22 protein-coding genes are annotated in these 25,014 nt (G+C 67.1%); 7 read left to right on the forward strand and 15 right to left on the reverse strand.

Annotated features, from left to right (window positions below):
* The first annotated feature begins 100 nt into the window (after positions 1 to 100).
* The gene (locus ASE59_RS17615) at positions 101 to 3,496 is read left to right on the forward strand and encodes an acyl-[ACP]--phospholipid O-acyltransferase (protein ID WP_235515828.1); all 3,396 of its coding nucleotides are present in this window, start codon (positions 101 to 103) and stop codon (positions 3,494 to 3,496) included.
* Between the two features lie 4 nt (positions 3,497 to 3,500).
* Here ASE59_RS17615 and ASE59_RS17620 read toward each other — a convergent pair whose 3' ends face one another.
* The 7 genes from ASE59_RS17620 to ASE59_RS17650 all read right to left on the reverse strand — a co-directional run bounded on the left by ASE59_RS17620 (position 3,501) and on the right by ASE59_RS17650 (position 9,461).
* Positions 3,501 to 4,994, reverse strand: coding sequence for a DUF4139 domain-containing protein (locus ASE59_RS17620; RefSeq protein WP_056459428.1), 1,494 nt, complete (start codon positions 4,992 to 4,994; stop codon positions 3,501 to 3,503).
* 89 nt (positions 4,995 to 5,083) lie between these two features.
* Complete coding sequence (locus ASE59_RS17625) at positions 5,084 to 6,490, reverse strand: DUF4139 domain-containing protein (RefSeq protein ID WP_056459431.1); 1,407 nt, start codon at positions 6,488 to 6,490, stop codon at positions 5,084 to 5,086.
* Between the two features lie 303 nt (positions 6,491 to 6,793).
* A complete protein-coding gene (locus ASE59_RS17630; RefSeq protein ID WP_056459434.1) occupies positions 6,794 to 7,471 on the reverse strand; it encodes a 50S ribosomal protein L25/general stress protein Ctc in 678 nt (225 codons plus the stop codon).
* Positions 7,472 to 7,777: 306 nt separating this feature from the next.
* Entirely contained in the window at positions 7,778 to 8,635 is an 858-nt protein-coding gene (locus tag ASE59_RS17635) for a TraB/GumN family protein (protein WP_056459437.1), read from the reverse strand.
* Entirely contained in the window at positions 8,632 to 9,069 is a 438-nt protein-coding gene (locus ASE59_RS20125) for a hypothetical protein (protein ID WP_056459440.1), read from the reverse strand. The genes ASE59_RS17635 and ASE59_RS20125 overlap by 4 nt, the downstream gene beginning before the upstream one ends.
* Complete coding sequence (locus tag ASE59_RS17645) at positions 9,062 to 9,262, reverse strand: helix-turn-helix transcriptional regulator (protein WP_056459443.1); 201 nt, start codon at positions 9,260 to 9,262, stop codon at positions 9,062 to 9,064. The genes ASE59_RS20125 and ASE59_RS17645 overlap by 8 nt, the downstream gene beginning before the upstream one ends.
* A gap of 7 nt (positions 9,263 to 9,269) precedes the next feature.
* Positions 9,270 to 9,461, reverse strand: a complete 192-nt coding sequence (locus ASE59_RS17650) for a hypothetical protein (RefSeq protein WP_156360166.1) — start codon at positions 9,459 to 9,461, stop codon at positions 9,270 to 9,272.
* 211 nt (positions 9,462 to 9,672) lie between these two features.
* Here ASE59_RS17650 and ASE59_RS17655 point away from each other — a divergent pair, with 211 nt between their 5' ends.
* From ASE59_RS17655 to ASE59_RS17670, 4 genes are all read left to right on the forward strand, one after another.
* Positions 9,673 to 10,539, forward strand: coding sequence for a glycine--tRNA ligase subunit alpha (locus ASE59_RS17655; protein WP_056459447.1), 867 nt, complete (start codon positions 9,673 to 9,675; stop codon positions 10,537 to 10,539).
* Entirely contained in the window at positions 10,536 to 13,028 is a 2,493-nt protein-coding gene (glyS, locus tag ASE59_RS17660; RefSeq protein ID WP_056459450.1) for a glycine--tRNA ligase subunit beta, read from the forward strand. Before ASE59_RS17655 ends, glyS begins: the two co-directional genes overlap by 4 nt.
* Before the next feature lie 102 nt (positions 13,029 to 13,130).
* Positions 13,131 to 15,791, forward strand: coding sequence for a pyruvate, phosphate dikinase (gene ppdK, locus ASE59_RS17665; RefSeq protein ID WP_056459453.1), 2,661 nt, complete (start codon positions 13,131 to 13,133; stop codon positions 15,789 to 15,791).
* Positions 15,792 to 15,798: 7 nt separating this feature from the next.
* A complete protein-coding gene (locus tag ASE59_RS17670; protein WP_056459456.1) occupies positions 15,799 to 15,993 on the forward strand; it encodes a hypothetical protein in 195 nt (64 codons plus the stop codon).
* Between the two features lie 43 nt (positions 15,994 to 16,036).
* Here ASE59_RS17670 and ASE59_RS17675 read toward each other — a convergent pair whose 3' ends face one another.
* The 8 genes from ASE59_RS17675 to ASE59_RS17710 all read right to left on the reverse strand — a co-directional run bounded on the left by ASE59_RS17675 (position 16,037) and on the right by ASE59_RS17710 (position 23,807).
* Positions 16,037 to 16,585, reverse strand: coding sequence for a hypothetical protein (locus tag ASE59_RS17675; protein WP_056459459.1), 549 nt, complete (start codon positions 16,583 to 16,585; stop codon positions 16,037 to 16,039).
* Between the two features lie 73 nt (positions 16,586 to 16,658).
* The gene (locus ASE59_RS17680; RefSeq protein ID WP_156360167.1) at positions 16,659 to 17,648 is read right to left on the reverse strand and encodes a type II secretion system F family protein; all 990 of its coding nucleotides are present in this window, start codon (positions 17,646 to 17,648) and stop codon (positions 16,659 to 16,661) included.
* Positions 17,649 to 17,652: 4 nt separating this feature from the next.
* Positions 17,653 to 18,630, reverse strand: coding sequence for a type II secretion system F family protein (locus ASE59_RS17685; protein ID WP_056459462.1), 978 nt, complete (start codon positions 18,628 to 18,630; stop codon positions 17,653 to 17,655).
* Between the two features lie 15 nt (positions 18,631 to 18,645).
* Positions 18,646 to 19,923: a pilus assembly protein CpaE gene (locus ASE59_RS17690; protein ID WP_056459465.1), complete on the reverse strand. Its 1,278-nt coding sequence runs from the start codon at positions 19,921 to 19,923 to the stop codon at positions 18,646 to 18,648.
* The gene (locus tag ASE59_RS17695) at positions 19,923 to 20,579 is read right to left on the reverse strand and encodes a CpaD family pilus assembly lipoprotein (RefSeq protein WP_056459468.1); all 657 of its coding nucleotides are present in this window, start codon (positions 20,577 to 20,579) and stop codon (positions 19,923 to 19,925) included. Before ASE59_RS17695 ends, ASE59_RS17690 begins: the two co-directional genes overlap by 1 nt.
* A gap of 11 nt (positions 20,580 to 20,590) precedes the next feature.
* Positions 20,591 to 22,249, reverse strand: coding sequence for a type II and III secretion system protein family protein (locus tag ASE59_RS17700; RefSeq protein WP_082458558.1), 1,659 nt, complete (start codon positions 22,247 to 22,249; stop codon positions 20,591 to 20,593).
* A complete protein-coding gene (gene cpaB, locus ASE59_RS17705) occupies positions 22,249 to 23,289 on the reverse strand; it encodes a Flp pilus assembly protein CpaB (RefSeq protein ID WP_056459560.1) in 1,041 nt (346 codons plus the stop codon). The genes ASE59_RS17700 and cpaB overlap by 1 nt, the downstream gene beginning before the upstream one ends.
* A gap of 44 nt (positions 23,290 to 23,333) precedes the next feature.
* Entirely contained in the window at positions 23,334 to 23,807 is a 474-nt protein-coding gene (locus tag ASE59_RS17710) for a prepilin peptidase (protein WP_056459471.1), read from the reverse strand.
* Positions 23,808 to 23,853: 46 nt separating this feature from the next.
* Here ASE59_RS17710 and ASE59_RS17715 point away from each other — a divergent pair, with 46 nt between their 5' ends.
* Both ASE59_RS17715 and ASE59_RS20810 read left to right on the forward strand, forming a co-directional pair.
* Positions 23,854 to 24,813: an alpha/beta fold hydrolase gene (locus tag ASE59_RS17715; protein WP_056459473.1), complete on the forward strand. Its 960-nt coding sequence runs from the start codon at positions 23,854 to 23,856 to the stop codon at positions 24,811 to 24,813.
* Positions 24,810 to 25,014: FAD-dependent oxidoreductase (locus ASE59_RS20810; protein WP_235515830.1), on the forward strand; the 205-nt coding region annotated here is incomplete at its 3' end. The genes ASE59_RS17715 and ASE59_RS20810, both read left to right, overlap by 4 nt.

Genomic DNA, 25,014 nt, shown 5'->3' on the forward strand with positions numbered 1-25,014 from the left:
TTATTGAACACTGTTATTTTTCTGCTAGTCTGACCCCGTCGCCGTGATTCGGGGCGGGCTTGTGCCTGTTTCGCTGTCCGGCATCCCGATGGGGGAATGGATGTCCGCGCCCGATTTCTCGCTGCTGACCAAGCGCCGCTATGCACCGTTGTTCGTCGTTCAGTTTCTGGGCGCGATGAATGACAATCTGCTCAAATTCGCGTTGCTGTTCCTTGCGAATTTCACGCTGTACCGCGCCGATCCGGCACAGGCGGCGACGCTGGCGACGGTGTCCACCGGGCTGTTCATCCTGCCCTATTTCCTGTTTTCCGGGCTGGCCGGGCAGATGGCGGATGCGTGGGACAAGGCGTGGCTGATCCGCGCGGTGAAGGCGGCCGAGATCGCGATCATGGCGTTGGCGGTGGCCGGGTTCTGGTTCCAGTCGGTCCCGGTGCTGCTGACCTGCCTGTTCCTGATGGGCGTGCATTCGACCGTCTTCGGTCCGGTCAAATATTCGATCCTGCCGCAGCATTTGCGCCGCGAGGAGTTGATGGGCGGGACCGGGCTGGTCGAGGCGGGGACGTTCGTCGCGATCCTTACGGGTCAGTTGCTGGGCGGGATCATTCCGCCATGGGAGGCGGGGCTGGTCGCGTTCGGGGTGGCGGTGCTGGGGTTCGTCGCCGCGCTGGCGGTGCCGTCCGCCCCATCCGCCGCGCCCGACATGCGGATCGACCTGAACCCGTTTCGCAGCACCGCCGCGATCCTGCGCGCGGCGCATGGCGGGCGGGGCGTGTGGCTGGCGATCCTCGGGATCAGCTGGTTCTTTTCGGTCGGCGCGGTCGTGCTGTCGGAATTCGCGCCGCTGGTCGCGGGGACGCTGAACGCCGCGCCGGAGGTGGTGACGCTGTTCCTCGCGGTGTTCAGCCTGTTCGTCGCGGTCGGATCGCTGCTGGTCAACCGCCTGCTGAAGGGGGAGGTGTCGGCACGCTATGTGCCGATCGCGGCGATCGGGCTGGCGGTGTTCCTGATCGATGCATGGATCACGTCGCGCCGGTTCGTGGTCCTGACGCCGGGCGCGGATATCGCGGCGTTCATGGCGACGCCGGGCAGTTGGCATCTGCTGATCGACCTTGCCGGCATCGCGCTGTCGGGCGGGGTGTTCGTGGTGCCGCTCTACGCCATTCTCCAGACGTGGAGCGCGCCGGAAAAGCGGTCGCAGATCATCGCCGCGAACAACATCATCAACGCCATCGTCACGGTCGTGATGGTCGCGGTGGTGACGGCGATGCTGGCGGGCGGGAGCAGCGTGCCCGGCATCTTTGGCGCGCTGGGCTTCGCGACGCTGTCGATCGCGCTGATCTCGTGCTGGCTGCTGCCCGAGACGGTCTTCAAGTCGGTGGTGCGTGGCGCGCTGCGGCTGGCATACCGGGTAAAGGTACATGGCGCGGAAAACATGCCGCTGCCCGGCGAACGCGCGGTGGTGGTGGTCAACCATGTCTCGTTCCTCGACGGGCTGCTGCTGGCGGCGTTCCTGCCGGGCAAGCCGACCTTTGCGATCCATAGCCGGTTCGCGCGGGCGTGGTGGATGCAGCCGTTGCTGAAGCTGTTCGATGCCTTTCCGGTCGACCCGACCAACCCGATGTCGGCCAAGGCGATGGTGAAGGCGGTGCGTGAGGGGCGGACGCTGGTGATCTTTCCCGAAGGGCGGATCACGGTGACCGGCGCGTTGATGAAGGTGTTCGACGGGCCCGGCATGGTCGCCGACCGCGCCGATGCGCCGATTGTGCCGGTGCGGATCGACGGTGCGCAGTATACGCGCTTCTCACGCCTCAAAGGCAAGGCGCGGTTGCACTGGTTCCCGAAAATCGAATTGACCGTGCTGCCCCCGCGCCGCTTCGACCTGCCGGAAGGGTTGAGCGCGCGCGAGCGCCGGGCGATCGCCGGGCGGCGGCTGTACGATGTGATGAGCGAGATGATCTTCGCCACGTCGGACACCGACCGGACGCTGTACGACGCGCTGATCGATGCGCGGCACCTGCACGGCGCGAACATGGGTGTGGTCGAGGATGTGCAGCGCTTGCCGCTGACCTACGACCGGCTGGTGACGGGGACGCAGGCGTTGGCCCGGCCGCTGGCGAAGGGCACGGCGCAGGGTGAGGCGGTCGGCGTGCTGCTGCCCAACGTCAACGGCGTGGTCGCGACCTTCTTTGCGTTGCAGGCGATGGGGCGGGTGCCGGCGATGCTGAACTATACCGCCGGCCTTGCCAACATGCGGGTGGCGTGCACGGCGGCGCAGGTGCGGACGATCGTGACCGCGCGAGCGTTCGTCGAGCAGGCGAAGCTGGGCGAGGTCGTCGCCGGGCTGGTCGATGACGGGATCAGGGTCCGGTATCTGGAGGATATCCGCGAGACGATCGGTGCGAAGGCGAAGCTGGTCGCACTGGTCCGGTCGCGGATGGCGGGGCGGCTGCATCGGCGGTTGCGGGTGTCGGCGGATGCGCCCGCCGTCATCCTGTTCACCAGCGGATCGGAAGGCGTGCCGAAGGGGGTGGTGCTGACGCATCGCAATTTGCTCAGCAACTGCCTGCAATTGTCGTCGCGGATCGATTTCAATCGGGCGGATACGGTGCTGAACGCGCTGCCGGTATTCCACAGCTTCGGGCTGACCGGTGGCACGTTGCTGCCGATCCTGTCGGGGGTGAAGACGGTGCTGTATCCCAGCCCGCTGCATTACCGGATCGTGCCGGCGCTGGCCTATGATGCGAATGCGACGATCCTGTTCGGGACCGATACCTTCCTGTCGGGCTATGCGCGGATGGCGCATGGTTATGATTTCTATGCGCTGCGCTACATCTTTGCCGGGGCGGAGCGGGTGCGGCCGGAGACGCGTGCCGTCTATGCCGAGAAGTTCGGGCTGCGCATCCTCGAAGGCTATGGCGCGACCGAGGCGGCGCCGGTGATCGCGGTCAATACGCCGATGCACTTCCGTGCGGGCAGTGTCGGGCGGCTGCTGCCGGGGATCGAGGCGCGGCTGGAAAGCGTGCCGGGGATCGACGAGGGCGCAAGGCTGGCGATCCGCGGACCGAACGTCATGGCCGGCTATCTGAAGGTCGATGCGCCGGGCGTGGTCCAGCCGCCGGCGGACGGGTGGCACGACACCGGCGATATCGTCACCATCGACGATGCCGGGTTCGTGACGATCCGGGGGCGGGCCAAGCGCTTCGCCAAGATCGGCGGCGAGATGGTGTCGCTGCCCGCGGTCGAGGGCTATGCGGCGAAGGTCTGGCCGAATGCCGAAAATGCGGTGGTGACGCGGCCCGATGCGAAGAAGGGCGAGCAGCTGGTGCTGTTCACGACGCAGGCCGGCGCGACGGCGGGCGAATTGTCGGCATGGGGGCGGGCGAACGGGGTCGCCGAGCTGGCCTTGCCACGCGACGTGCGGGTTGTCGCGGCGCTGCCGGTGCTGGGGACGGGGAAGCTGGACTATGTGACGATGGGGGCGATGGCGGCGGGGTAGCGGTTCAGAAGCGATAGTCGAGCGTCGCGGTGGCGCCGGGGGGCAGCGTCGTGCGCCACGTCGGGATGCCGTCGATCTCGGTCAGGCCGGCGGCCTTCACGCCGGAGCCGGCCCAGCCGATCGGCAGTTCGACATCGACCGCGACGTCGCGCGCATTGGTGACGGTCAGGCGGGCGACCCGGTCGGAGAGCCGGATCTGCGAGACCAGCACCTGTCGGCTGGTGCCCGCCGCGATCAGCAGCGTCTCACCCTCCGCCCGGTCGGTCATGGTACCGGTGCCGACCAGCAGCGAAGCGTCGCCGCGCGGTGCATAGAGCGCGGTGGTGCCGGCGGGCAGGGGGATGCCGAGGCCATCTGCCTTGTCGTTCCTGACGCGCAGGACGATGTCGACCGCCTGCGCCTCGATCGGCTGCCCGACTCCGACCTTGCGGCGGTAGATGCGGGCATAGCGCACCCCGTCCTGCCGCAGCAGCGCGACCTGTTTCTGCCCCTGCGCGGCGACGGTGGTCCGGCCGGGCAGGCGGTAGAGTTTAAGGTCGCCGAGATTTTCGGGGGGCGGTGGCGGTGCGGGCGGGGCCGGTGGGGCAGGCAATGGTGCCATCACCGGCGGCGGCGGTGTGATGCGTGCGGCGGTGACGATGATCTCATCGGCCAATTCGAACGTCTCCTCGCGCAGATCGGACGTCGTCGTGCCGAGTGGATAGCAGCGCAGTTGCAGCCGGGTCGCCGCCGCCTCGACCGGTGCGACGCGTTCGCGGTTCAGCCGGCCGGCGACGACCTGTACCTCCGCATCGGCGAACCCTTCGCGATTGCCGTTGGCGAGCGTGGTCCAGGCGAACAGGTTCAGCCGGTCGCCTGCCAGCGTACCGACATAGCTGGCCGACCAATCGAAACCGCTGGCGAGATAGGACAGGCTGACGGTGACGGTGCGTGTGGAAAGGCTATCGGTGGTGACGCTCAGCACCGGTTTGGCGGCGAGGTCGGCAGGCACGCGGGCATAGCGCAGCGATTCGGGCAGGCCGCTGCATCCCAGCGCCTCGACCCCGCTGGCGGTGCGCAGCACCACGCCGCCGATGGGACCGGAGACGATCGTCGCCGCCTCCTCGCGCGATCGGCCCGTCGCACGATCGGTTCTGCGCAGCGTTACCCGGTTGCCGAGCGTGCCGTCGACCAGCGCGGCGGGGGAGAGCAGCCGGGCGTCGCGGTTCTTTTCGATCGTCCCGCCGGGCAGGCCGTCGATCACCGCGCTGACCGGGATGATCCCGCCCGCCACCCCTTCGAACCGGAGCACGGCACGGCCCTTGGGCAGTTTCACGCGGCGGGTTTCGGTGACCAGCGCATAGCCGTTCAGCGCGTCGAGGTTCATCGCGTCGCGCGGCGTGCGATAGGGCGCACGGTAGACGGTGACCGCAACCGTGGCCGGACCGGGAGAGATGATGCTCGGCAATTGCTGCGCGAACGCGGGGGCGGGGAGCAGGAGGAGGGCGTAGGCGCTCAAGACGCGACGGTGCTGCGGGCGACGTCCGGCGACCGCAGCACCGTGCCTGGCCGCCCCACGCGCCCACCGACGACCGGCCGTCCCCGGCATCAGTAGCGCGTGTCGAACGTGGCGGTGACGACCGCCGATCCGTTGGCGGGGACCGGCACCTGCCACACGGTCTGTCCGGCATCGATCCGTTCGCTGGGGCGGCTCTGTTCGGGAATGCGGGTGTCGCTCCAGTCGAGGCCACCCTGCACCAGTTCGACCGTCACCGGCGCAGGCGTGGCGTTGGTGAGCGTGTAGCGCATCTTCGTCTGCCAGCGATTGACGTTGATCCGGGTCCGGCTCTCGACCACCGGGCGGACCTTCACGTCGAAGGCATCGCCGGTGGCCAGCGCGATCTTCGACCCCTGCGGCGTATGGTCGATCGCCGCTTCACCGGTAAATTGCGGCTGGCCGCGCGCGTCGCGCAGATAGACGCGGATCGTGCCGGCGGGCAGGGCGTCGCCAAGACCCCCCTGCCGCGCGTTGCTGAAGCGGACGATGGTCTGCGCGCTCTGCGGGTTTTCGGCGGTGCCCAGCCAGCCATTTACGTAGCGATAGCCACTGGTCGCGGGTGCGCCCTTCACGTCGAGGAAGCTGACCTGCTTAGTCTGCTTGTCGGCGATGGTCGTGCGTTCGGGCAGCGGATAGAGGTAGAAATCGCCGAGCTGTTCGCGGTTCGCCGTCTCGGTTCCGGCCTGGAACCGCGCGCGCGGGCGCTGCGGACGGTACATGCCGTCCTCGCTCGACCCGACATCCCCCGCGACCAGCAACGTGCGGGCATTGGCAAAGGTCGTGCCGGTGGTGTTGGTGAGCGTGACCCAGCCCTGCACGTCGATCGTCCCGCTCTTGCGATCGAGCAGCGCGACATAATCGGCTTTCCAGCCCATGCCGCGGCTGAGATAGGACAAGGTCGCCGGACGGGTGCCGGACCGGCTGCTGTCGAGCGTCACCGACAGCGTCGGGCGCGCGCGCAGCGACGGCGGCACCTTGTCGAAGATCGCGCGTACCGGCAGGCCGTCGTCGCGCAGCACCTCGATCCGGTCGCCGATCTGGAGCACGACGCCACCATTGACCGCCAGCACCTTTGCCCGTTCGCGCGTCTCGGCACCGGTCGCGGGGTTGGTGCGCAACAGGGTGATGGTCTCGCCCTCCGCCTTCTCCATCAGGCTGGAGGGGGAGAGCAGATCGAAGTCGAAATTCTGTTCGATGATGCGCGTGTCGGGGACGGCCAGTGACACCGTCTCGGCGCGGATCTGTGCGCTGACATCGGGAAATTCCTGCCGCACCGTGCCGCGGTCGAGGGTCAGTTGCCGGACGTCCTGCACCAGCGCGACATCGTTGTTGTAGATGGTGACCGACACGTCGCCCTGCGCATTGCCACCGATGGCCGGGGGCAGGTTGGCAGGGCTTTCCTGCGCGACGGCGGGAAGGGGGAGGAGGGTGGCGAGAAGGATCCAGGTCGGTTTCAAGATGATGTGCCCCCCACTGCGCTGGGCCGAGTGTGGCCGGGGGTGGAGGGGTTGGCAAGGGGCACGCGGACGGCGTTGGGCGGCGAACGGATTTTCTTCCGAAGTCCGCGAGCCGGCGGTTCGGATGCGGGAAGAACGAGAATTTTTGCAGAGGTGTCGATCACGTCCCGAGGGGGCGATGGGGACGACCGGACCGCTTTCCCCCTGGAACGGGGCGAGGGATATTACCCGTCGCCCAAACGCAAAGGAGCGGGACGACCTCGGTCATCCCGCTCCCTCGTAACGCCGGAGAGGCGGGGCGGATCAGCCCTCGGCCTTGTCCTCGCCTTCGGCTTCCTCGGCCTCGGCAGCGGCTTCGGCCGACTGCGCTTCGGCGACTTCGGCGTCGAGCGCCTCGTCCTCGGCGGTCAGCGTGGTCGGCTGGCTGATGGTCGCGACGGTGACGGCGTCTTCCGAAGCGGTCGCTTCGGCGCCGTTCGGCAGCGTCACGTCCGACAGGTGGATCGTGTCGCCGACTTCGCGGCCGGTCAGGTCGACGACGATCTCGGTCGGGATGTTCGACGCTTCGACGGTCAGTTCGATTTCGTGCGCCACGACGTTGAGCACGCCGCCGTCACGCTTGATGCCCGGCGCGTCGTCTTCGTTGGTGAACACCACCGGCACGGCGACGGTCACGGTCGCATTCTTCGAAATGCGCAGGAAGTCGACATGGATCGGCTGGTCGGTGACGACGTCGAACGCGACGTCCTTGGCCAGCGTGCGCACCTTGGTACCACCGACGTCGACCATGATGACCGAGTTCATGAAGTGGCCGGTCATCAGCTGCTTCATCAGTTCGCGGGCGTTCAGGTGGATGCCCTGCGGGTCCTGCTTGTTGCCATAGATCACGGCGGGGACGCGGCCATCGCGACGCAGGGCACGGGAGGCTCCCTTGCCTACCCGATCGCGCGTCTCGGCCGACAGGTGCAGCGTATCGCTCATTATGTCTTCCTTGAATGCTTGGTTTATAGGTCTTGCGCGGCCGGGCCTCCAGGGATGACCCCGGCACGAACAAGCGCGGGCGCATAGGCGAGTTCGGGGGGAAAGGCAAGGTTGGGGGTGTTGCTTCCTTCTGTTCCCGTCCGTTTGCTTCTCCTCCCCCACACCGTTTGCTTCGAGCGCAGGTTCGAGCCTGTCGAGAACCGAAGTCGAGAAGGGGTGCCCCAAACTACGCGTTCTCGACGGACGCTTCTCGACAAGCTCGAAGCTGCTCGAACCAAACGGGATGGGTTGTCTGAGCGCGGGGCGTCATCGCACCCGCGTTACTTGCACCCCTAACGCCTGTAACCTTTGCTGCACGCTGCCCGGCCCGGTCAGATGCCCCGCGCCGACTGCAACGAAGCGCGTGCTCGGCTGGCGCATCCACTTCGCGATCGTCCTCGCCCAAACCGCGTTGCGCCGGTCGAGCAGTGCAGTGCGGACCGCCGGGCCGGCTTCGTCCATGTCGCCGGCCAACAACCGGTCGAGCGCGGCGACGTCGCCCCGGCCCCAGGTCGCTACGATGCGGTCCATTGCCGGCACCGGATCGGGATCGTCGAGAACGCGCGTCAGCATGGTGCGCTGCGCCGGTTGCGACAGGGCGGCGAAGATGGCGAGTTGCTGGCCCAGTGTTTCGAGCGGTTCGATCGCGGTGCCATCGCGATCGGCGAGTGTCGCCAGCAGCGTTTCGGGCGCGGGCAAGGGGCTGTAGCCGGCGCGGGCGAGCGGCTGGGCGGCGAGGGTGGTGGCCGCGAACCACGGGTCGGTCGCGTCGAAGGCGTCGTGCGGGAAGCCGAGGTCGTGCGCCCGCTTGCGCAGCCGCCGGTCGAGTTCGGGTGGCAGCGGTGCCGGCCGGACCGGCGCGATCGCGACCAGTGCCTGTGTCATCGCATCGGGGGTTACCGGCGCGATTTCGAGCGTCAGTACGTCGCTGTCGGCAAAGGCCCGCGCGACCGGACCGGTCAGCCATGGCGTGCCGGCGCGCAACTGATGCACGGTGCCGAACAGCCAGATCACCGTGTCGGCATCGCGCGCGACCCACAGGGCGGGCGCCAGCGCTGCCGGAACGGCGACCGGGCTGGCCAGCGACAGCCAGCCGAGCAGCGATGCGACGATGCGGAGGATCATCCGCGGATGCGCTGAACGATGCGGGTTCCGAGCAGCGTCGCTGCAGAAAGGCTCCACCCCAGCATTGCCGGGTTGGGCAGTGCCAGCGGCTTGGCCGCGAGCGACAGCACCGGCAGGGTCGACAGCGCGACGATGCCGGCCAGCCCCAGCGCGATGTTGATCTGTCCGCGCTCGACTTCGTCGGCGGCACGCCACAGGCGATACTGCACCGTGACGGCGACCAGCACCGCCAGCGCCATGCCGACATAGCCGATATGCGCCCGGCGATCCGGCGCCGGCCCCGGAGCGCCCTGACCGGTATAACCGTCGACGATCCCGAGTACGAAGGCCGCGACGATCGGTGCCGCGATGGCCGCGACGATCACCAGCGCGACCCATTTCCACCGCCGCCGCCGACGTTGCCGTTCGCGGGCGGTGCCCCAATCCTCAACCATTCGCGTCATCCTCGAAAATCGCTTCGATCGGTAGGTCGAACAGCCGGCTCATGCGGAAGGCGAGCGGCAGCGACGGGTCGTGCTTGCCGGTTTCGATCGCGTTCACCGCCTGCCGCGACACGTCGAGCCGCCCGGCCAGTTCGGCTTGGCTCCAGTCGCGTTCGGCACGCAGGATCTTCAGGCGGTTCTTCACGCCCGCGTCAGCGCCACGACAGCGAGATCGCGGCATCGCCGAGGCGTGCGGCGAAGGCGACGCCCTGGGTCGTGTCGACCGCGACCGGCAGGGTTACGACCTTTGGCAGGTCGAGCTTCACCCCCTGGAACACGACCAGCACGAACAGGCCGATCGCGAACAGGCTGGGTCGGCGGGGCTGTGATTTCGGATCGGCCATGATCGGCATCCCTTGTCAGCATGGGGCGACACAATGTCGCGTCTACCTGACTATATATCCGTCGGTTCGGGCATAGTGTCAATACTACCTGACATAATATCGTCTTGACCTGACATGGGCGCTGCTTGACCGGTGCGCGACGATCCGGCTAGGCGCGGTGGCTCTTGCACCAATAGGCGAAACCATGTCCGCCCCGCTCAGTTTCCAGAAAATGATCCTGACGCTCCATGATTACTGGAGCGATCGGGACTGCGTCATCCTGCAACCCTATGACATGCGGATGGGGGCGGGGACGTTCCACCCGGCGACCACGCTGCGCGCGCTGGGGCCGGAGCCGTGGAACGCCGCGTTCGTCCAGCCTTCGCGGCGGCCGACCGACGGGCGCTATGGCGAAAACCCGAACCGGTTGCAGCATTATTACCAGTATCAGGTGATCCTGAAGCCCTCTCCGCCTGATTTGCAGGAGCTGTATCTGGGGTCGCTGGCGGCGATCGGGATCGACTTCACGCAGCATGATATCCGCTTCGTCGAGGATGACTGGGAGTCGCCGACGCTGGGCGCATGGGGCCTTGGCTGGGAAGTGTGGTGCGACGGGATGGAAGTCACCCAGTTCACCTATTTCCAGCAGATGGGTGGGTATGACTGCAAGCCGGTCGCGGGCGAGCTGACCTATGGGTTGGAGCGGCTGGCCATGTATATCCAGGACAAGGACAGCGTGTACGACCTGGCGTTCAACGATGCCGGCGTCACCTATGGCGACGTGTTCCTCGAAAACGAGAAGCAGATGTCGAAATGGAATTTCGAGGTCGCCGATACCGACGGGCTGTTCGACCTGTTCAAAAAGGCGGCGGCGGAGTGCGAGAATGCGCTGGCCAACGACGTGCCGATCGCGGCCTATGAACAGGCGATCGAGGCGAGCCATGTGTTCAACCTGCTCAACGCGCGCGGCGTGATCTCGGTCGCGGAGCGGCAGGCCTATATCGGGCGGGTGCGCGATCTGGCGAAGGCATCGTGCGCGAAGTTCATCGAGACGCAGACGCCCAAATGGCAGGCGAAGTATCCGGGGTGGGTGGCATGAGCGTCCAGTTGGCTGGCGCGTCCAGCAAAGGCACCGATTTCCTGCTCGAATTGCGGTCGGAGGAAATCCCGGCGCGGATGCAGGCCAAGGCCCGCGAAGACCTGTCGAAGCTGTTCGTCGGTGAGCTGGGCAAGGCGGGGATCGCGGCCGCGCGGATCACGACCTATGCGACGCCGCGGCGGCTGGTGCTGATCGCGCACGACCTGCCGACACGGACCGAGCCGGTGCGCGAAGAGGTGAAGGGGCCGCGCGCGTCGGCCCCGCCGCAGGCACTGGAAGGGTTTTTGCGCAAGACCGGGCTGACGCGGGAGGCGCTGACCGAACGCGACGGCGTGTTGTTCGCCGTGACCGAGGTGCCGGGGCGCGAGACGGCGCAGGTGCTGGCGGCGGCGATCCCGGCGATCGTGCGTGCGTTTCCATGGCCCAAGTCGATGCGCTGGGGCGCGGCGTCGCTCAGCCCGGAGTCCCCACGCTGGGTACGGCCGTTGCAGGGCATCGTCGCGCTGTTCGGCAGCGACGTGGTGCCGTGCGAGGTCGCGGGCGTGACAAGCGGGGCGGTGACGCTCGGCCATCGCTTCCACCATCCGGGCGCGATCACCATCGGGTCGGCGACGGACTATATCGAGAAGCTGCGCGCGTGCCATGTGATCGTCGATCAGGACGAACGTGCCGCGATTATCGCGGTCGGCGCCAAGATGGCGGCGCAGGGTGCCGGACTCCGCCTCGTCGAGGATGAGGGATTGCTGGCGGAGAATGCCGGGCTGACCGAATGGCCGGTGCCGCTCATCGGGCGGTTCGACGAGGCGTTTCTGGCCGTACCGCCCGAGGTGATCCAGCTTACCGCGCGGGTGAACCAGAAATATTTCGTGTGCCGCGATGCGGACGGCAAGCTGGTTAACGCGTTCGTGTGCACCGCCAATATCGATGCTGCGGATGGCGGCGAGCGGATCGTCGCGGGCAATGCCAAGGTGTTGGCTGCGCGGTTGTCGGACGCGAAGTTCTTCTACGAAACCGATCTGAAGACGCGGCTGGAGGACCAGTTGCCGAAGCTTCAGAAGATCGTGTTTCATGAGAAGCTGGGCACGGTCGCCGACAAGGTCGAGCGGGTGGCGAAACTGGCACGGTGGTTGGTCGAGAGTGGCGTCGTAAAGCCCTCTCCCCTTCAGGGGAGAGGGTTGGGAGAGGGGGCTTCCACCGAAGCTTCGGCTCCTGCGGACAATCCCCTCTCCCCGGCCAGTTCCGGGTCAACATCGCCCCGCGCTGTTGAGGTTGTGCCGGGGGCACAACCGACCCGGAACTCCCCTAAAGGGGAGAGGGAGCGGTTGGCCGACATGGCCGAACGTGCCGCGCGCCTAGCCAAGGCCGATCTGGTCACCGGCATGGTCGGCGAGTTCCCCGAATTGCAGGGGCTGATGGGCGGTTACTATGCCGCCGCGCAGGGCGAACCGGCGGAAGTCGCCGAGGCGGTGCGCGATCATTACAAGCCGGTCGGGCAGGGTGACGACGTGCCGACCGCGCCGGTGACGGTTGCGGTGGCGCTGGCCGACAAGCTGGACGGCGTTGCCTCGTTCTTTGCTTGGGACTTGCGACCAACCGGTTCGCGTGACCCTTTTGCACTGCGCCGCGCCGCTTTGGGATCGCTCGAAATCGTTCTGACCAACCATCTCCGTATCGGTCTTACCGACTTACTGAGTAATGCCGCGTTGCCTGCGTCGTTTCTTTGGCAGAAGAACCAAGTCCGGAACGATATGGATGGTTTCTTCCAGTTTCTCAAAGAAGCCGCGCGCGACGCGCAGACTGAGGACCGCTACACCTCAGAAACGATGCAAGAAGCCAGTGACGCACGCGACCAGCAGGCTGCTCAGGCTAAAGCGGACGCGACTGCAGCCCAAATTCTCGACTTCTTTGCCGACCGCCTGAAAGTCCAGCAGCGTGAGGCGGGCGTGCGCCATGACCTGATCGACGCCGTCTTTGCCCTCGGCGGCGAGGACGATCTCGTTCGCCTGCTCGCCCGCGTTCATGCGTTGCAGGCGTTCGTCACCACCGAGGACGGTGCCAACTTGCTCGCCGGATACAAGCGCGCGGCAAATATCCTGAAGAAGGAAGCGCCGGGCACTAGCAAGCACATCCCGGAAACCGGCGAGGAAGACCCGCTGGCGATGGTCGAGGATCCTGATTTCGCCCCGGTCGTCGCCGAACTGGCGCGGACCGAGCGGGCGGCGCGCGACTATGATCGTGCGCCGGCCGAGGCGGCGTTGATCGCGGCGCTCGATGCGGCCGAGCCACGCGCCGCAGCCGCGATCGAGGCGGAGGATTTTGCCGGCGCGATGGCGGCGCTGGCGTCGCTGCGCGCGCCGATCGATGCGTTCTTTACCGACGTGACGGTCAACGACGCCGATCCGCATAAGCGCACCGCGCGCCTGTCGCTGCTGGCACGGGTGCGCGATGCGGTACACCGGGTCGCCGATTTCTCGAAAATTGAGGGCTGACCTGCCGGTTTAACCCGTTTAACGGGGGCTTCGGGCAAGGCCCGATCGAATCACGATACCCCGACGCGGGACCACTCGCGCGGTGAGCATGGGGAACGAGCAATGACGCAATATGTCTATCGCTTCGGCGGCGGGGTTTCGGACGGGGGATCGGGCGACAAGGTGCTGCTGGGCGGCAAGGGCGCGAACCTTGCCGAAATGGCGTCGATCGGCCTGCCGGTGCCGCCGGGCTTCACCATCGCGACGACGATGTGCACGCGCTATTACGAGGAAGGCCAGACCTTTCCCGAAAGCGTGCAGGACGAGGTGAAGACCGGGATCGCCCATATCGAGGGGATCACGGGCAAGAAGTTCGGCGATGCCGCTGACCCGCTCCTCGTATCGGTCCGCTCGGGCGCGCGCATTTCGATGCCGGGGATGATGGACACGGTGCTGAACCTGGGCCTGAACGACCAGACGGTCGAAGGGCTGGCGAGCGTGTCGGACGACGCGCGCTTCGCGTGGGACAGCTATCGCCGGTTCATCCAGATGTACTCGGACGTGGTGCTCGAACTCGACCATGGCCGGTTCGAGGAAGCGCTGGAAATCGCGAAGGAAGATCGCGGCTATTATCTCGACACCGACCTGACCGCCGACGACTGGCGCGCGCTGGTGGCCCAGTACAAGGACATCGTGGTCGAGCTGTGGGGCAAGCCGTTCCCGCAGGACGTGCACGACCAGCTATGGGGCGCGATCGGTGCGGTCTTCGGATCGTGGCAGGCGGACCGGGCCAAGGTGTATCGCCGGTTGAACGACATTCCCGGCGACTGGGGCACGGCGGTCAACGTGCAGGCGATGGTGTTCGGCAATATGGGCGACACGTCGGCGACCGGCGTGGCGTTCACCCGCGATCCGTCGACCGGCGACAATGCTTATTACGGCGAATTCCTCATCAACGCGCAGGGCGAGGACGTGGTCGCGGGCATCCGCACGCCGCAATATCTGACCCGCGCCGCGCGCGAAACGGCGAACGCCAAGCCGCTGTCGATGGAAGAGGCGATGCCCGACGCCTATGCCGAACTGGCGGCGGTGTTCGACCGGCTGGAGCGGCATTACCGCGACATGCAGGACATCGAATTCACGGTGCAGCAGGGCAAGCTGTGGATGCTGCAGACCCGGTCGGGCAAGCGCACCGCCAAGGCCGCACTGAAGATCGCGGTCGACATGGCCGAGGAAGGGCTGATCTCGCGCGAGGAAGCGATCGCGCGCGTCGATCCGCAGGCGCTGGACCAACTGCTGCATCCGACGCTTGACCCCAACGCCACGCGCGATGTGCTGACCAAGGGGCTGCCGGCGTCGCCGGGTGCCGCCAGCGGCATCGCCGTGTTCGACAGCGATACGGCGGAACGGCGCTCGAACGCCGGCGATGCGGTGATCCTGATCCGCACTGAAACCAGCCCCGAGGACATTCACGGGATGCACGCGGCGCGCGGTATCCTGACCGCGCGCGGCGGGATGACCAGCCACGCTGCGGTCGTCGCGCGCGGTATGGGCCGGCCCTGCGTGTCGGGTGCGGGCAGCATCTCGATCGATGCGAAGTCGGGCGTGATGAAGGTCGCCGGGCGCGAAATCCGCGAGGGCGACATCGTCACCATCGACGGTGCTACCGGCGAAGTGATGGCGGGCGCGGTTGCAACGGTGCAGCCTGAGCTAGCCGGCGATTTCGGCACGCTGATGGAATGGGCCGATGGCGTCCGTCGCCTGAAGGTGCGGACCAACGCCGAAACCCCGCTCGATTGCCGCACCGCGCGCGATTTCGGCGCGGAGGGGATCGGGCTGTGCCGGACCGAGCACATGTTCTTCGAACAGTCGCGGATCACCGCCGTGCGGCAGATGATCCTCGCGGAGGACGAAGCCGGGCGTCGCGTGGCACTCGACCGGCTGCTGCCCGAACAGCGCAGCGATTTCGTCGAGATCTTCGAGGTGATGGTCGGTCTCCCATGCACCATCCGCCTGCTCGATCCACCGCTCCACGAATTCCTGCCGCATGAAGAGGCGGAGTTCGCTGAGGTCGCGCAGGCGGCGGGGATTGAGGTCGAGCAGTTGAAGCGCCGTGCCGCCGAACTGCACGAGTTCAATCCGATGCTGGGCCATCGCGGTTGCCGGTTGGGCGTTACATACCCTGAAATCTACGAGATGCAGGCGCGCGCGATCTTCGAAGCGGCGGTGATCGTCGCCGAGAAGTCGGGCGAGGCACCGATCCCCGAGGTCATGATCCCGCTCGTCGGCACCAAGCGCGAGCTGGAGCTGATGAAGACGGTGGTCGACAAGGCGGCGGAAGCCGTGTTCGCCGACAAGGGACGGACGATCGAATATCTTGTCGGCACGATGATCGAACTGCCGCGCGCCGCGCTGAAAGCCGGTGAAATCGCCGAGGCAGGGCAGTTCTTCTCGTTCGGGACCAACGACCTGACCCAGACGACGCTGGGTGTCAGCCGTGACGATGCCAGCCGGTTCCTGGGCGCCTATGTCGAAAAGGGCATTTACGCGCGCGATCCGTTCGTCTCGATCGATGTCGAGGGCGTGGGCGAATTGATCGAACTGGCGGCTGAACGCGGGCGCAAGACCCGGCCCGATATCAAGCTCGGCATCTGCGGCGAACATGGCGGCGACCCGGCGTCGATCGCCTTCTGCGAACAGGTCGGCTTGGACTATGTGTCGGCCAGCCCGTACCGCGTGCCGATCGCACGGCTGGCAGCGGCGCAGGCTGCATTGAAAAAGTGAGAAGCGTATGACGGACGATGCGGCACAGGTGACGAAGGACGGGTTCGACCGCATCGGCCCGTTTCATCCGGCGTTCGTGTGGGGCGCGGTGATCGTGTTCGACCTGATCGTCGTGCTCGCGGTGCTGCTGGCTGTCACCAAGATCGGCGACAAGGTCGAGGACGTGGTGTTCCCCGGCGGCACCGAGTGGGTAACGTTTTAGAATGAAATGAAACTCCCCGCCCTACTACGGGCGGGGAGAAGGGTCAGCCCCAGCGGCTGCGGTGATCGTCGTCGTGACCCTCGCGCAGCATCGCTGCCTGTTGGCGCCAGCGTTCGTGATCGATCGTGCCGGGGCGCAGGCGCAGATCGTCCTCCAGCGCGCGTTCGTCGGCTTCGGTCAGATTCTCGATCGAACGATAGGTCTTTAGCCCGCGCTCGTTGAGAACATGTTCGAGATCGGCGTCGATGCCGCGGATGCGCGACAGATTGTCGCGGCCCCAACCGAAAAAGCCGCTGCCCGAACCGGTGCTTGCCGCTCCGGCGGTCGCGGCCGCAGCGGTCGTGGTGGCGGTCGTCGCGGTAGGGCGTTCCTTGAGCAGCCGGTCGCGCTCCACCTCGACCTCGTGCAACCGTGCGTCGCGGGTCTTCAGGTCGTTGGCGACTTCGGTGCGATACGCCTTGTGCGCGGCTTCCTCGTCGCGGAACCGTTGCTTCCACTTCTTGCCGCCCGACGACGAGGCGAGGCCGAAGAACCAGCCGGCAAGGAGGACTAGCGCGAGAACCGCGAACTGGGTCGGCGTCTGGAACAGCATGTGCAGGCCCCTTCGGTGATTACGGGGCGACAACGGTCGGGCGAGGGCGGCGTTCCGCGCCCGCCCCACCGCGCTATTTACTGAACGCGTCGCTGATGCTGCAGGCGGCGGGGCCGAGGATGACGACGAACAGCGTAGGGAGGATGAAGAGGATAAGGGGCACGGTCATGATTGCGGGAAGACGTGCGGCCTTCTCTTCCGCGCGCATCATGCGTTCGTTACGGAATTCGGCCGAAAGGACACGCAGCGCGCTGGCGAGCGGCGTGCCGTATTTCTCGGTCTGGATCATGGTGGTCACCACGCCCTTCACCGCGTCGAGATTGATGCGCAGTGCGAGGTTCTCGAACGCCTGGCGCCGTTCGGTCAGGAAGCCCAGCTCGATCGCGGTCAGCGAGAATTCCTCGCCCAGTTCGGGATAGGCGCGGCCGAGTTCGCGCGCGACGCGGGTGAAGGCGGCGTCGACGGTCAGCCCCGCTTCTGCACAGATCACCAGCAGGTCGAGCGCATCCGGCAGCCCCTTGCGGATCGCGTCGGTCCGCTTGGTGATCCGGTTCTTGAGATAGATGTCCGGCGCCTTGTAGCTGAGGATCAGCGTGCCCGCGACGAGGCCATAGGCCTTGAGCGGCGACCAGTCGGCGAAACTGTCGGTGCCATAGACGATATAGATCGTCGGCAGGCCGAACAGGATCGGCAGCATCAGCCGGCCGAAGATGACCGCGACCGCCCAGTCTTTGGACCGGATGCCGGCTTGCATCAGCTTCAGCTGCGCCGCCTTCACCTGCGAATCCTGCAACACCTTCATCGAGGTGAGCAGTTCGCGGATGCGGTCGGCCGCCTCGTTCTTCTGGACCAGCTTGGCGCGGCGCTTGCTGGTCGAGGCGGTGATGCCGGCCTTCAACTGTTCGCGACGGTCGTTCAGCGCCTTGACCCGGCGCGTCATCGGGTCGCGGACCGATGTCGCGACATAGATCGCGACCAGCATCGACAGGACGGCGATGCCCGACAGGATCGTCGCGACATTGGCGGGGTTGAAACCCAGGATGGTCGTGGAGCCAGTCAGCATCGCATCAAATCTCGAAATTGACCATTCTGGCCATGATGAACGCGCCGATCGCCATCCACAGCACGCCGCCGGCGCCGATGATCATCAGTCGCGGATCGACGAAGAAGCTCTGCATGTAGCGGCCGTTGATCGTCCAGATCAGGGCGAAGACGATGAACGGCAGCGATCCGACGATATAGGCCGAAGCCTTGGATTCGGACGACATCGCCTTGATCTTCAGCTTCATCTGCGCACGCTTGCGCAGCACATCGGCAAGATTGGCGAGCGTTTCGGCAAGGTTGCCGCCGGTTTCGCGCTGGATGGCGATGGTAATCATGAAGAACTGGAATTCGGGCGTGCCGAGCCGGTCGGCGGTTTCCTGCAAAGCGGCGTCGAGCGTGCGGCCGATCTTCATCCGGTCGCTTACCAGGCGGAACTCCTCGCCGACCGGGCCATCGATTTCCTGCCCGGCGATGGTCATCGTCTCGGTGATCGGCAGGCCCGAGCGGAGGCCGCGGACCAGCAATTCTATCGCGTCGGGAAACTTGGCGGTGAAGCGGGCGATGCGGCGCTTGATGAAATAGCTGACGACGAGGTGCGGCAGGCCGAGCCCGACCGACATCGCCATGAACAGAGCCATCAGCGTCGGCAGCCCCTCGAACCACAGATAGCCGAACAGGATGACGATCACACCCAGCGTAGCCTGCCCATATTGGGCGAGGGTCCAGTTGCGGCCGGTGCGTTGCAGGCGCTGTTCGAGCTGTTCGACATTGGGCAGCAGCCGGGCGGCGGCGCGGTCGCCGCGCGTCGCGTTGCGATTGCCGATGCGGCGCATCTGCGCCTCCATCGCCGTCGCGCTGGCCGAGGAGGAGTGGCGTTCGCGTACCGCCAGCAGCCGGCGGTTGCGGGCGCGTTCGCCCGACGGCCCGGAAAAGGCGAGCGCGAGCATCGCCAGCGTCAGCAGCGCGCCTATGCCCGGGACCAGGATCGGCAGGATCGCCATCGCCGCGCCGCGCCCCTACTTCTTCGCCTTGATCGGCAGACGCGCGCGCAGCTTGGCGAGCTTGCCGACCAGCGACGTACCGCCCTTGCCCGTGTCGGCGGCGGCCTCATCGTCATCCTCGGTCAGCCGGCACAGATGCCGTGCCAGTTCGACCAGCGGCGCGACGGCGCGATTGCCCTTGGCCGCCTCGGCCAGCGGCTTGCCGAGCTTGGCCGCCTGTGCCGCCAGCTTGCCGTCGAACGCCATGACGAAGTCGAGCTTGCGTTCGATCGATCCTTCGAAATCCTTGCGGCTGATCTCCTGCGCGCCGAGCGGGTGGATGCGGTTGGCGAACAATACTACCTTCACATGCGGCGCGTTGGAGCGGAACCACGACAGCAGCCGGATGGTGTCGCGCGCCGCCGCCAGCGTCATTTCGGTGACGATGACCGCAGTCTGCACTTCCTCGATCAGATGCGGATGGTTGACCAGCATCGTGCGCGGCAGGTCGACGATGGTGCATTCGAACGCGTTCCGCATCTCCTCCTGCAACTGGTAGAAGGCGCTGCCGTCGGTTTCGATCGGGGCGTTGATCGGCGCTTCGGCGGACAGCACCGACAGCCGTTCGCCGGCCCGCACCATCGCGCGTTCGATGAACAACCCATCGATGCGGCTGGGATTTTCGATCGCGTCGGTGAGACCGCGACCGGGCTCGAGGTCGAGCGACAGCGCGCCGGTGCCGAAATGCACGTCGAGGTCGAGCAGCGCGGTGCTGCGCTTTTCCTGTTCGCCCATCAGCCAGGCGAGCGAGGTCGCGACGGTCGATGCGCCCGCGCCGCCGCGCGTGCCGATGACCGCGGTCGCGCAGTGCGGGCGCTCGATGCTCGCCTCGACCGCCTTTGGTGCGTTGAGCAGCGCATGGGCCTGCACGATCGAATCGCGGACCATGTCGGGATGCAGCGGTTTCAGCAGGTAATCGTGGATGCCGCTGGCGACGAGATCGCGGTACAGGCGGACGTCGTTGACCTGCCCGGTCGCGATCACGATCGTGCCGGGTTCGCAAACCTCGGCCAGGCCGTTGATATCGTTCAGCGGATCGCCCGATTCGGACAGGTCGACGAACAGGACGTTAGGGCTGGCCGAGACGGCAAGCGTCTGCACCGCGTTGCGCAGGCCGCCCTTCAGGACCTTTTCGATCGGCCAGCCATGTTCGGTGGCGACGCTGCGCAGCGTGTCGGCGGAAAATTCGTCGCAGACAAAGGCGACGAACGGCTCGCGCTGCGCGGTCTTGCCGAGGGAGAAGGGTGCGTTCATCAGTTGCTGCTCCCGCCCGATCCGCCGCTGTTGCCGGCACTGCCGACGCTGTTCGTGACCTGTCCGCCATTGCCGGTGGGCACGGCGCGGCGCAGCGCGCCGACGGCCTTGCTGTTGACCATCGTGTCGGTGGTGCCCGGCGCCGATTGGCCGAGAACGAGGTCGCCGGGACGGGCGACCATCGCCGCAAGGTTCGAATTGATGGCGCAGCCGAAATCGGACGAGGTGTGCGCGTCGAAATTCGGTTGATAGGTGCGCGAGGTGTCGGGGCAGCCGGGGACCGACGCCGTCATGCGCGAGACGACGACGCGGATCGTGCCCGGCGCGATCGCACCCGGGGTCGGCGGAACCGCATCGGCGAGCAACAACCCGACGCGCGCCGCCTCCGCCGCGACGTCGGCGGCGACGCCGGCATCGTCGGCGGCGCCGTCGATGCCGATCTCGTCGCCATAGCGCAGGCGCATCGTTTCCAGCCAGCCGGCGAGGCGGGCGCGTTCGCCCGGTGCCAGGCCGCCGGGACCGGCGGCAACGTCGAAGGCATAGGCGGCGCGCGTCACCACCGGCTGATGCACCGATTCGACGCCGCGATTGGCGGTTCCGGAACAGCCTGCAACCGCGATGGCGGTGCCGAGCGCGAGGATACGGAGGAGGGTCATCGAAGCGTGCCTCACTGGATGCTGAAGCCGGGTGCGACCGGCTCTGCCTTGCGGCTGCCCTTGCGCGGGGCGGGCGGAACGGGGTCGCCGGTCTTGATGGCGGGCGCCACCGGCACCGGGGCGGTCAGGCCGATCGACGGCCGCGCGGCCGGCTGCGGCGCCATGGTCGGTACCGGGCGCGGATCGGGGCGGCGCTGCCCTTGCAACTGGCCCATCAGCACGCGTTCGATATCGCCGGGGCTGGAATAGGCATCGGTCGGCAGCGCGATGCGCGACTGGCTGTCGACCGGCTTCACCAGATAGGGGGTGATGACGATGACCAGTTCGGTTTCGTTGCGGTTGAAGCCGTTCGACCGGAACAGGGAACCGAGGATCGGCAGGTCGCCGAGGCCCGGTGCCTTGTCGATCGAATTGTCATGGCTGTTCGACAACAGGCCGCCGATCATCATGCTCTGCCCCGATCCCAGTTCGACCGTGGTTTCGGCGCGGCGGGTGGTCAGCGCGGGGATGGTCGTCCCTTCGAGCTGGACCGCACCCGCCGCCGACAATTGCGACACTTCGGGCCGGACGCGCAGCGAGATGCGACCATCAGCGAGCACGGTCGGCGTATAGGCGAGGCTGACGCCATATTGCTTGTATTCGACCGAGATCGCGCCAAGCCCCTGCCGCACCGGGATCGGCACTTCGCCCCCGGCGAGGAACGATCCGGTCTCCCCCGACAAGGCGGTCAGGTTCGGATTGGCTAGGGTGGTCACCTGTCCGATCCGCTCGCCCAGATCGAGCGCGCCGAGCAGTTCGAGGCCGAGGAGCCGGCCGGCGAGGTTGAGGGTGGTGCCGGTCGCGGCCTTGGCGGGGGGTGCGAAGCTGGTTGCGCCGGGGCGGAGGCCGCCTGGCAGAATAGCCGGATCAGTTGGAATGCCCGGCACTGTCGTGATCGTGCCCTGTCGCCCTTGGGCAATGCCGAACAGGAACCCGCCCGAATTGTCCCGGGAGGTCAGGTTGACGCCGATATTCTTGACGAAGCTGCGGCTGACTTCGGCAATCCGGACTTGCAGGTTGACCTGCAACGGGGTGGCGAGTTTCAGACGGTTGACGACACCGACCTTCAGGAGCGCGTTCGGATCGGCGGTCGATACGCCGGGATTGAGCAGGGTCAGCACCAGCCGTTCGGCTTGCGCGCTGTCGGCGGGCGAGGCGATGGTGCCGTTGAGCACCGCCAGCTGTCCGACGGTGGTCACGCGGATATCGGCCTCGGGCATCGCCGCCTTCAGCATCCGGTCGAGCGAGGTCAGGTTCTGGCCGACGCGGACATTGGCCGAATAGACCACCGCACCGCTGGCGCTGGTGGCGAAGACCGTCGCCTCGCCATCGGTCTTGCCGAACAGGTGGATCTGGCGCGGATTGCCCACATAGACGTCGGCGACGCCCGGATTGGACACCCATACATCGGCGACGTTGCCGGGCAGGGTGATGAGTTCGCCCTGACCGATCGAGAGTTGCACGTCGGTGGTCGGCCGCTGCGTGCCGGCAGCGGGCGTGCCGATGCGGGCGGCGCGAACGCTGCGCGCTTCGGGTGCCGGTGCGGCGGCGGCGGGCAGCACCGGTCCGGCGACCAGGGCGATCGACAGCGTCGCCGCCAGTGATCGATGGAGCATGTAGATGGCAGGCATTACTTGTTCCCCCCGACCGACACGTCGGTCACATCGTTGCCGCGGGTGATCCGCACCACCGGACCGCGCGGCGCGGCGGGTGCGCTGGGTGCGGGGCTGGCCGCGACCGCCATGGTGCCGCCGCCCGAATTGTCGGTGGTATCGGTGCCCTTGCCGGGAACCGAGCTGCGCTGGAACCGCGAGACGTCGGCACCGGTCGAGAAGGTCGACGGGCCGTCGAGCGGGCGGCTGGCGATGCGGTCGAGCGCCGCCTTTTCCGCCTTTGCGTCGCCATTGGCGGGCAGTTGCACGTCGCCGCTGGCGATGGCTTCCTCCAGTTCGGACTTGTTGTCGGCGATCGAGCGCAGCGACAGCGACAGCGTGCCGACGGTCTGTGCGACCGCGATCTTTTCGGCGATGCGCGGCGTCGCCTCGACGGTGACCGTCGAATAGGTCGACACGACGGTGCGGCCCTGATCGTCGCTGTTCTTGTCGGTGCGCTGGTCGGTCGCCAGCACGCGCAGGTTGCGCAGGAACGTCTCCGACGCCTTCAGCGGCGGACCGTCGCCACCACCCGCCACGGTCTGGGTCAGCACCAGATCGACCCGGTCGCCGGGGAAGACGAAGCCCGCGACCGCGCTCTGCGCCGACACCGGCACCGTCACCGCGCGCATGCCAGGGCCGAGCGCCGCCGCCAGGAAGCCACGGTCGCCGGGTTTCACCAGCGACCCTTGCGTGATCGGCTGTCCGGCGGGGATCGCGAAGCGGACGACGGTGCCGACCAGGCTGCGCGAATCGGGCGAGGATTCGAGGAAATAGGCGTTTTCGACCAGTTCCTTCGGCCATGGCTGGAACCGGAGCGAGGCGGCATCGATGATCGTGCCGATCGCCAGCGCCTTGGTCGCGACCAGCACGCGCGGGCCGTCGATCGGTGCTTCGGCAGGCGTGTTGGCGATCGCGACCGGCGTCGACGATCCCGCCATCAGGCTGCGCGCCATCAACGCGGTCATCGCGGCGATGACCAGCGCACCGGCCAGCAGGAACATTTTACGTGAGTCCATGACCTCGTTGGCCTTTCCATGCATCGGGCCGAATTGATTCGCCGTCAAACATGACCGACATTGGTTAAGATCGGGTTCGCGATTGCCAGCATCCCAGCAAGCGCGATGGCGATGCCATAGGGAATTTCGGGCGGTTCCTTTGCCCGGCGCACCCGGCGATCGATCAGGAACGCGATCGTCAGAACGCCACCCAGCAGCGACATGACCAGCAGCATCGACAGTACTTCACCCGGCGGTAGCCACAGCGCCAGCGCGCCGACCAGCTTCACGTCGCCGCCGCCCATCTGTCCGGCGGCATAGGCGGCGACGAACAGCGCGAAGACGCCGGTCGCCACGCCGGCCTGCCACGCCATGTCGATGCCCGACAGGTCGTTGGCCCACCACCACAAGGGTGCAAGCAGTGCGATCGCCGCGTTCTTCCAATTGGCGATTTCGCGGGTGCGCGCATCCTCGATTCCCGCCGCTGCGAGCAGCAGGACGAGCGCGAGTGCCAGCCACGGAACGAGATTTCCCCACATGTCGTTAACACTAGACGTAAGGGGTTGCTAAACCGTAACCGAACCCATGGCCGCACACGCCCTGTACCGTCGCGCGATTCCCGCCGCTGCCGCCATCACGACATGGCATGCCCCCGATGGCTGGGCGCATCGCCGGTTCGACTGGGAGGCGCCGGCGAACGTCCGGCCGCGTGGCAGCCTGTTGTTCCAGACCGGGCGCGGCGACGTATTCGAAAAATATCTCGAAGCCTTCGCCCATTGGCATGTCCGTGGGTGGAGCATCACCGCGTTCGACTGGCGCGGGCAGGGCGGGTCGGGGCGCTGCACGCCGGCCGGCGATTGCGGCGATATCGACCGCTTCGAAACCTATCTCGACGACCTGACCGCCTTATGGAGCCAATGGGAGGCGGGCGGACCGCGCGCGATCATCGGCCATTCGATGGGCGGGCATCTTGCGCTGCGCGCGGTGGTCGAGCGGCGGATCGACCCGGCGGCATGCGTGCTGGTCGCGCCGATGCTGGGGCTGCGTTCGCCGATCGGGCCGCGCTTCGGCGAGCGGGTGGCACGCGTGCTCAGCGCGATGGGCAGTCCCTCGCGTCCGGCGTGGAAGGGCAATGAACGCCCGCACACCGTCCGTCCGCGCGAGGCGATGCTGACCCACGACCCGGCACGTTATGCCGACGAACTATGGTGGCATAGCGCCAATCCGTCGCACCATACCGGCCCGCCGAGCTGGCGCTGGGTGACCGATGCGTTCCGCTCGTCCCGGGAACTGCGCTGCGATCCGCGGCTGGCGGAGACGCGGGTGCCGGTACAGATGCTGGTCGCCGAGTCCGATGCGCTGGTCGATCCGCGCGCGGCGATCGAGATTGCCGGGCGGTTGCCCGATGTCGAACTGCTGCGCTTCGGCCCTGAATCGGCGCATGAGATATTGCGCGAGGCCGACCCGGTTCGGGCGAAAGCGATCGCGGCGATCGACACCTTTCTCGACGCCCGCGCGCCCGCGCCGCACCGGACCCACGCATGACGCGGCGGCGGATCGCGATTGTCGGCGCGGGGATGGCGGGGGCGAGCCTTGCCGCCGAACTGGCGCCGCATGACGACGTGCTGCTGCTGGAGGCCGAGTCGCAGCCGGGTTATCACGCGACCGGACGGTCGGCGGCGTTCTGGTCGGAAACCTATGGCGGGCCGCTGGTCCAGCCGCTGACGACCGCAGCGGGACCGCTGC

The organism is Sphingomonas sp. Leaf10, assembly GCF_001421245.1.
GTDB lineage: Bacteria > Pseudomonadota > Alphaproteobacteria > Sphingomonadales > Sphingomonadaceae > Sphingomonas.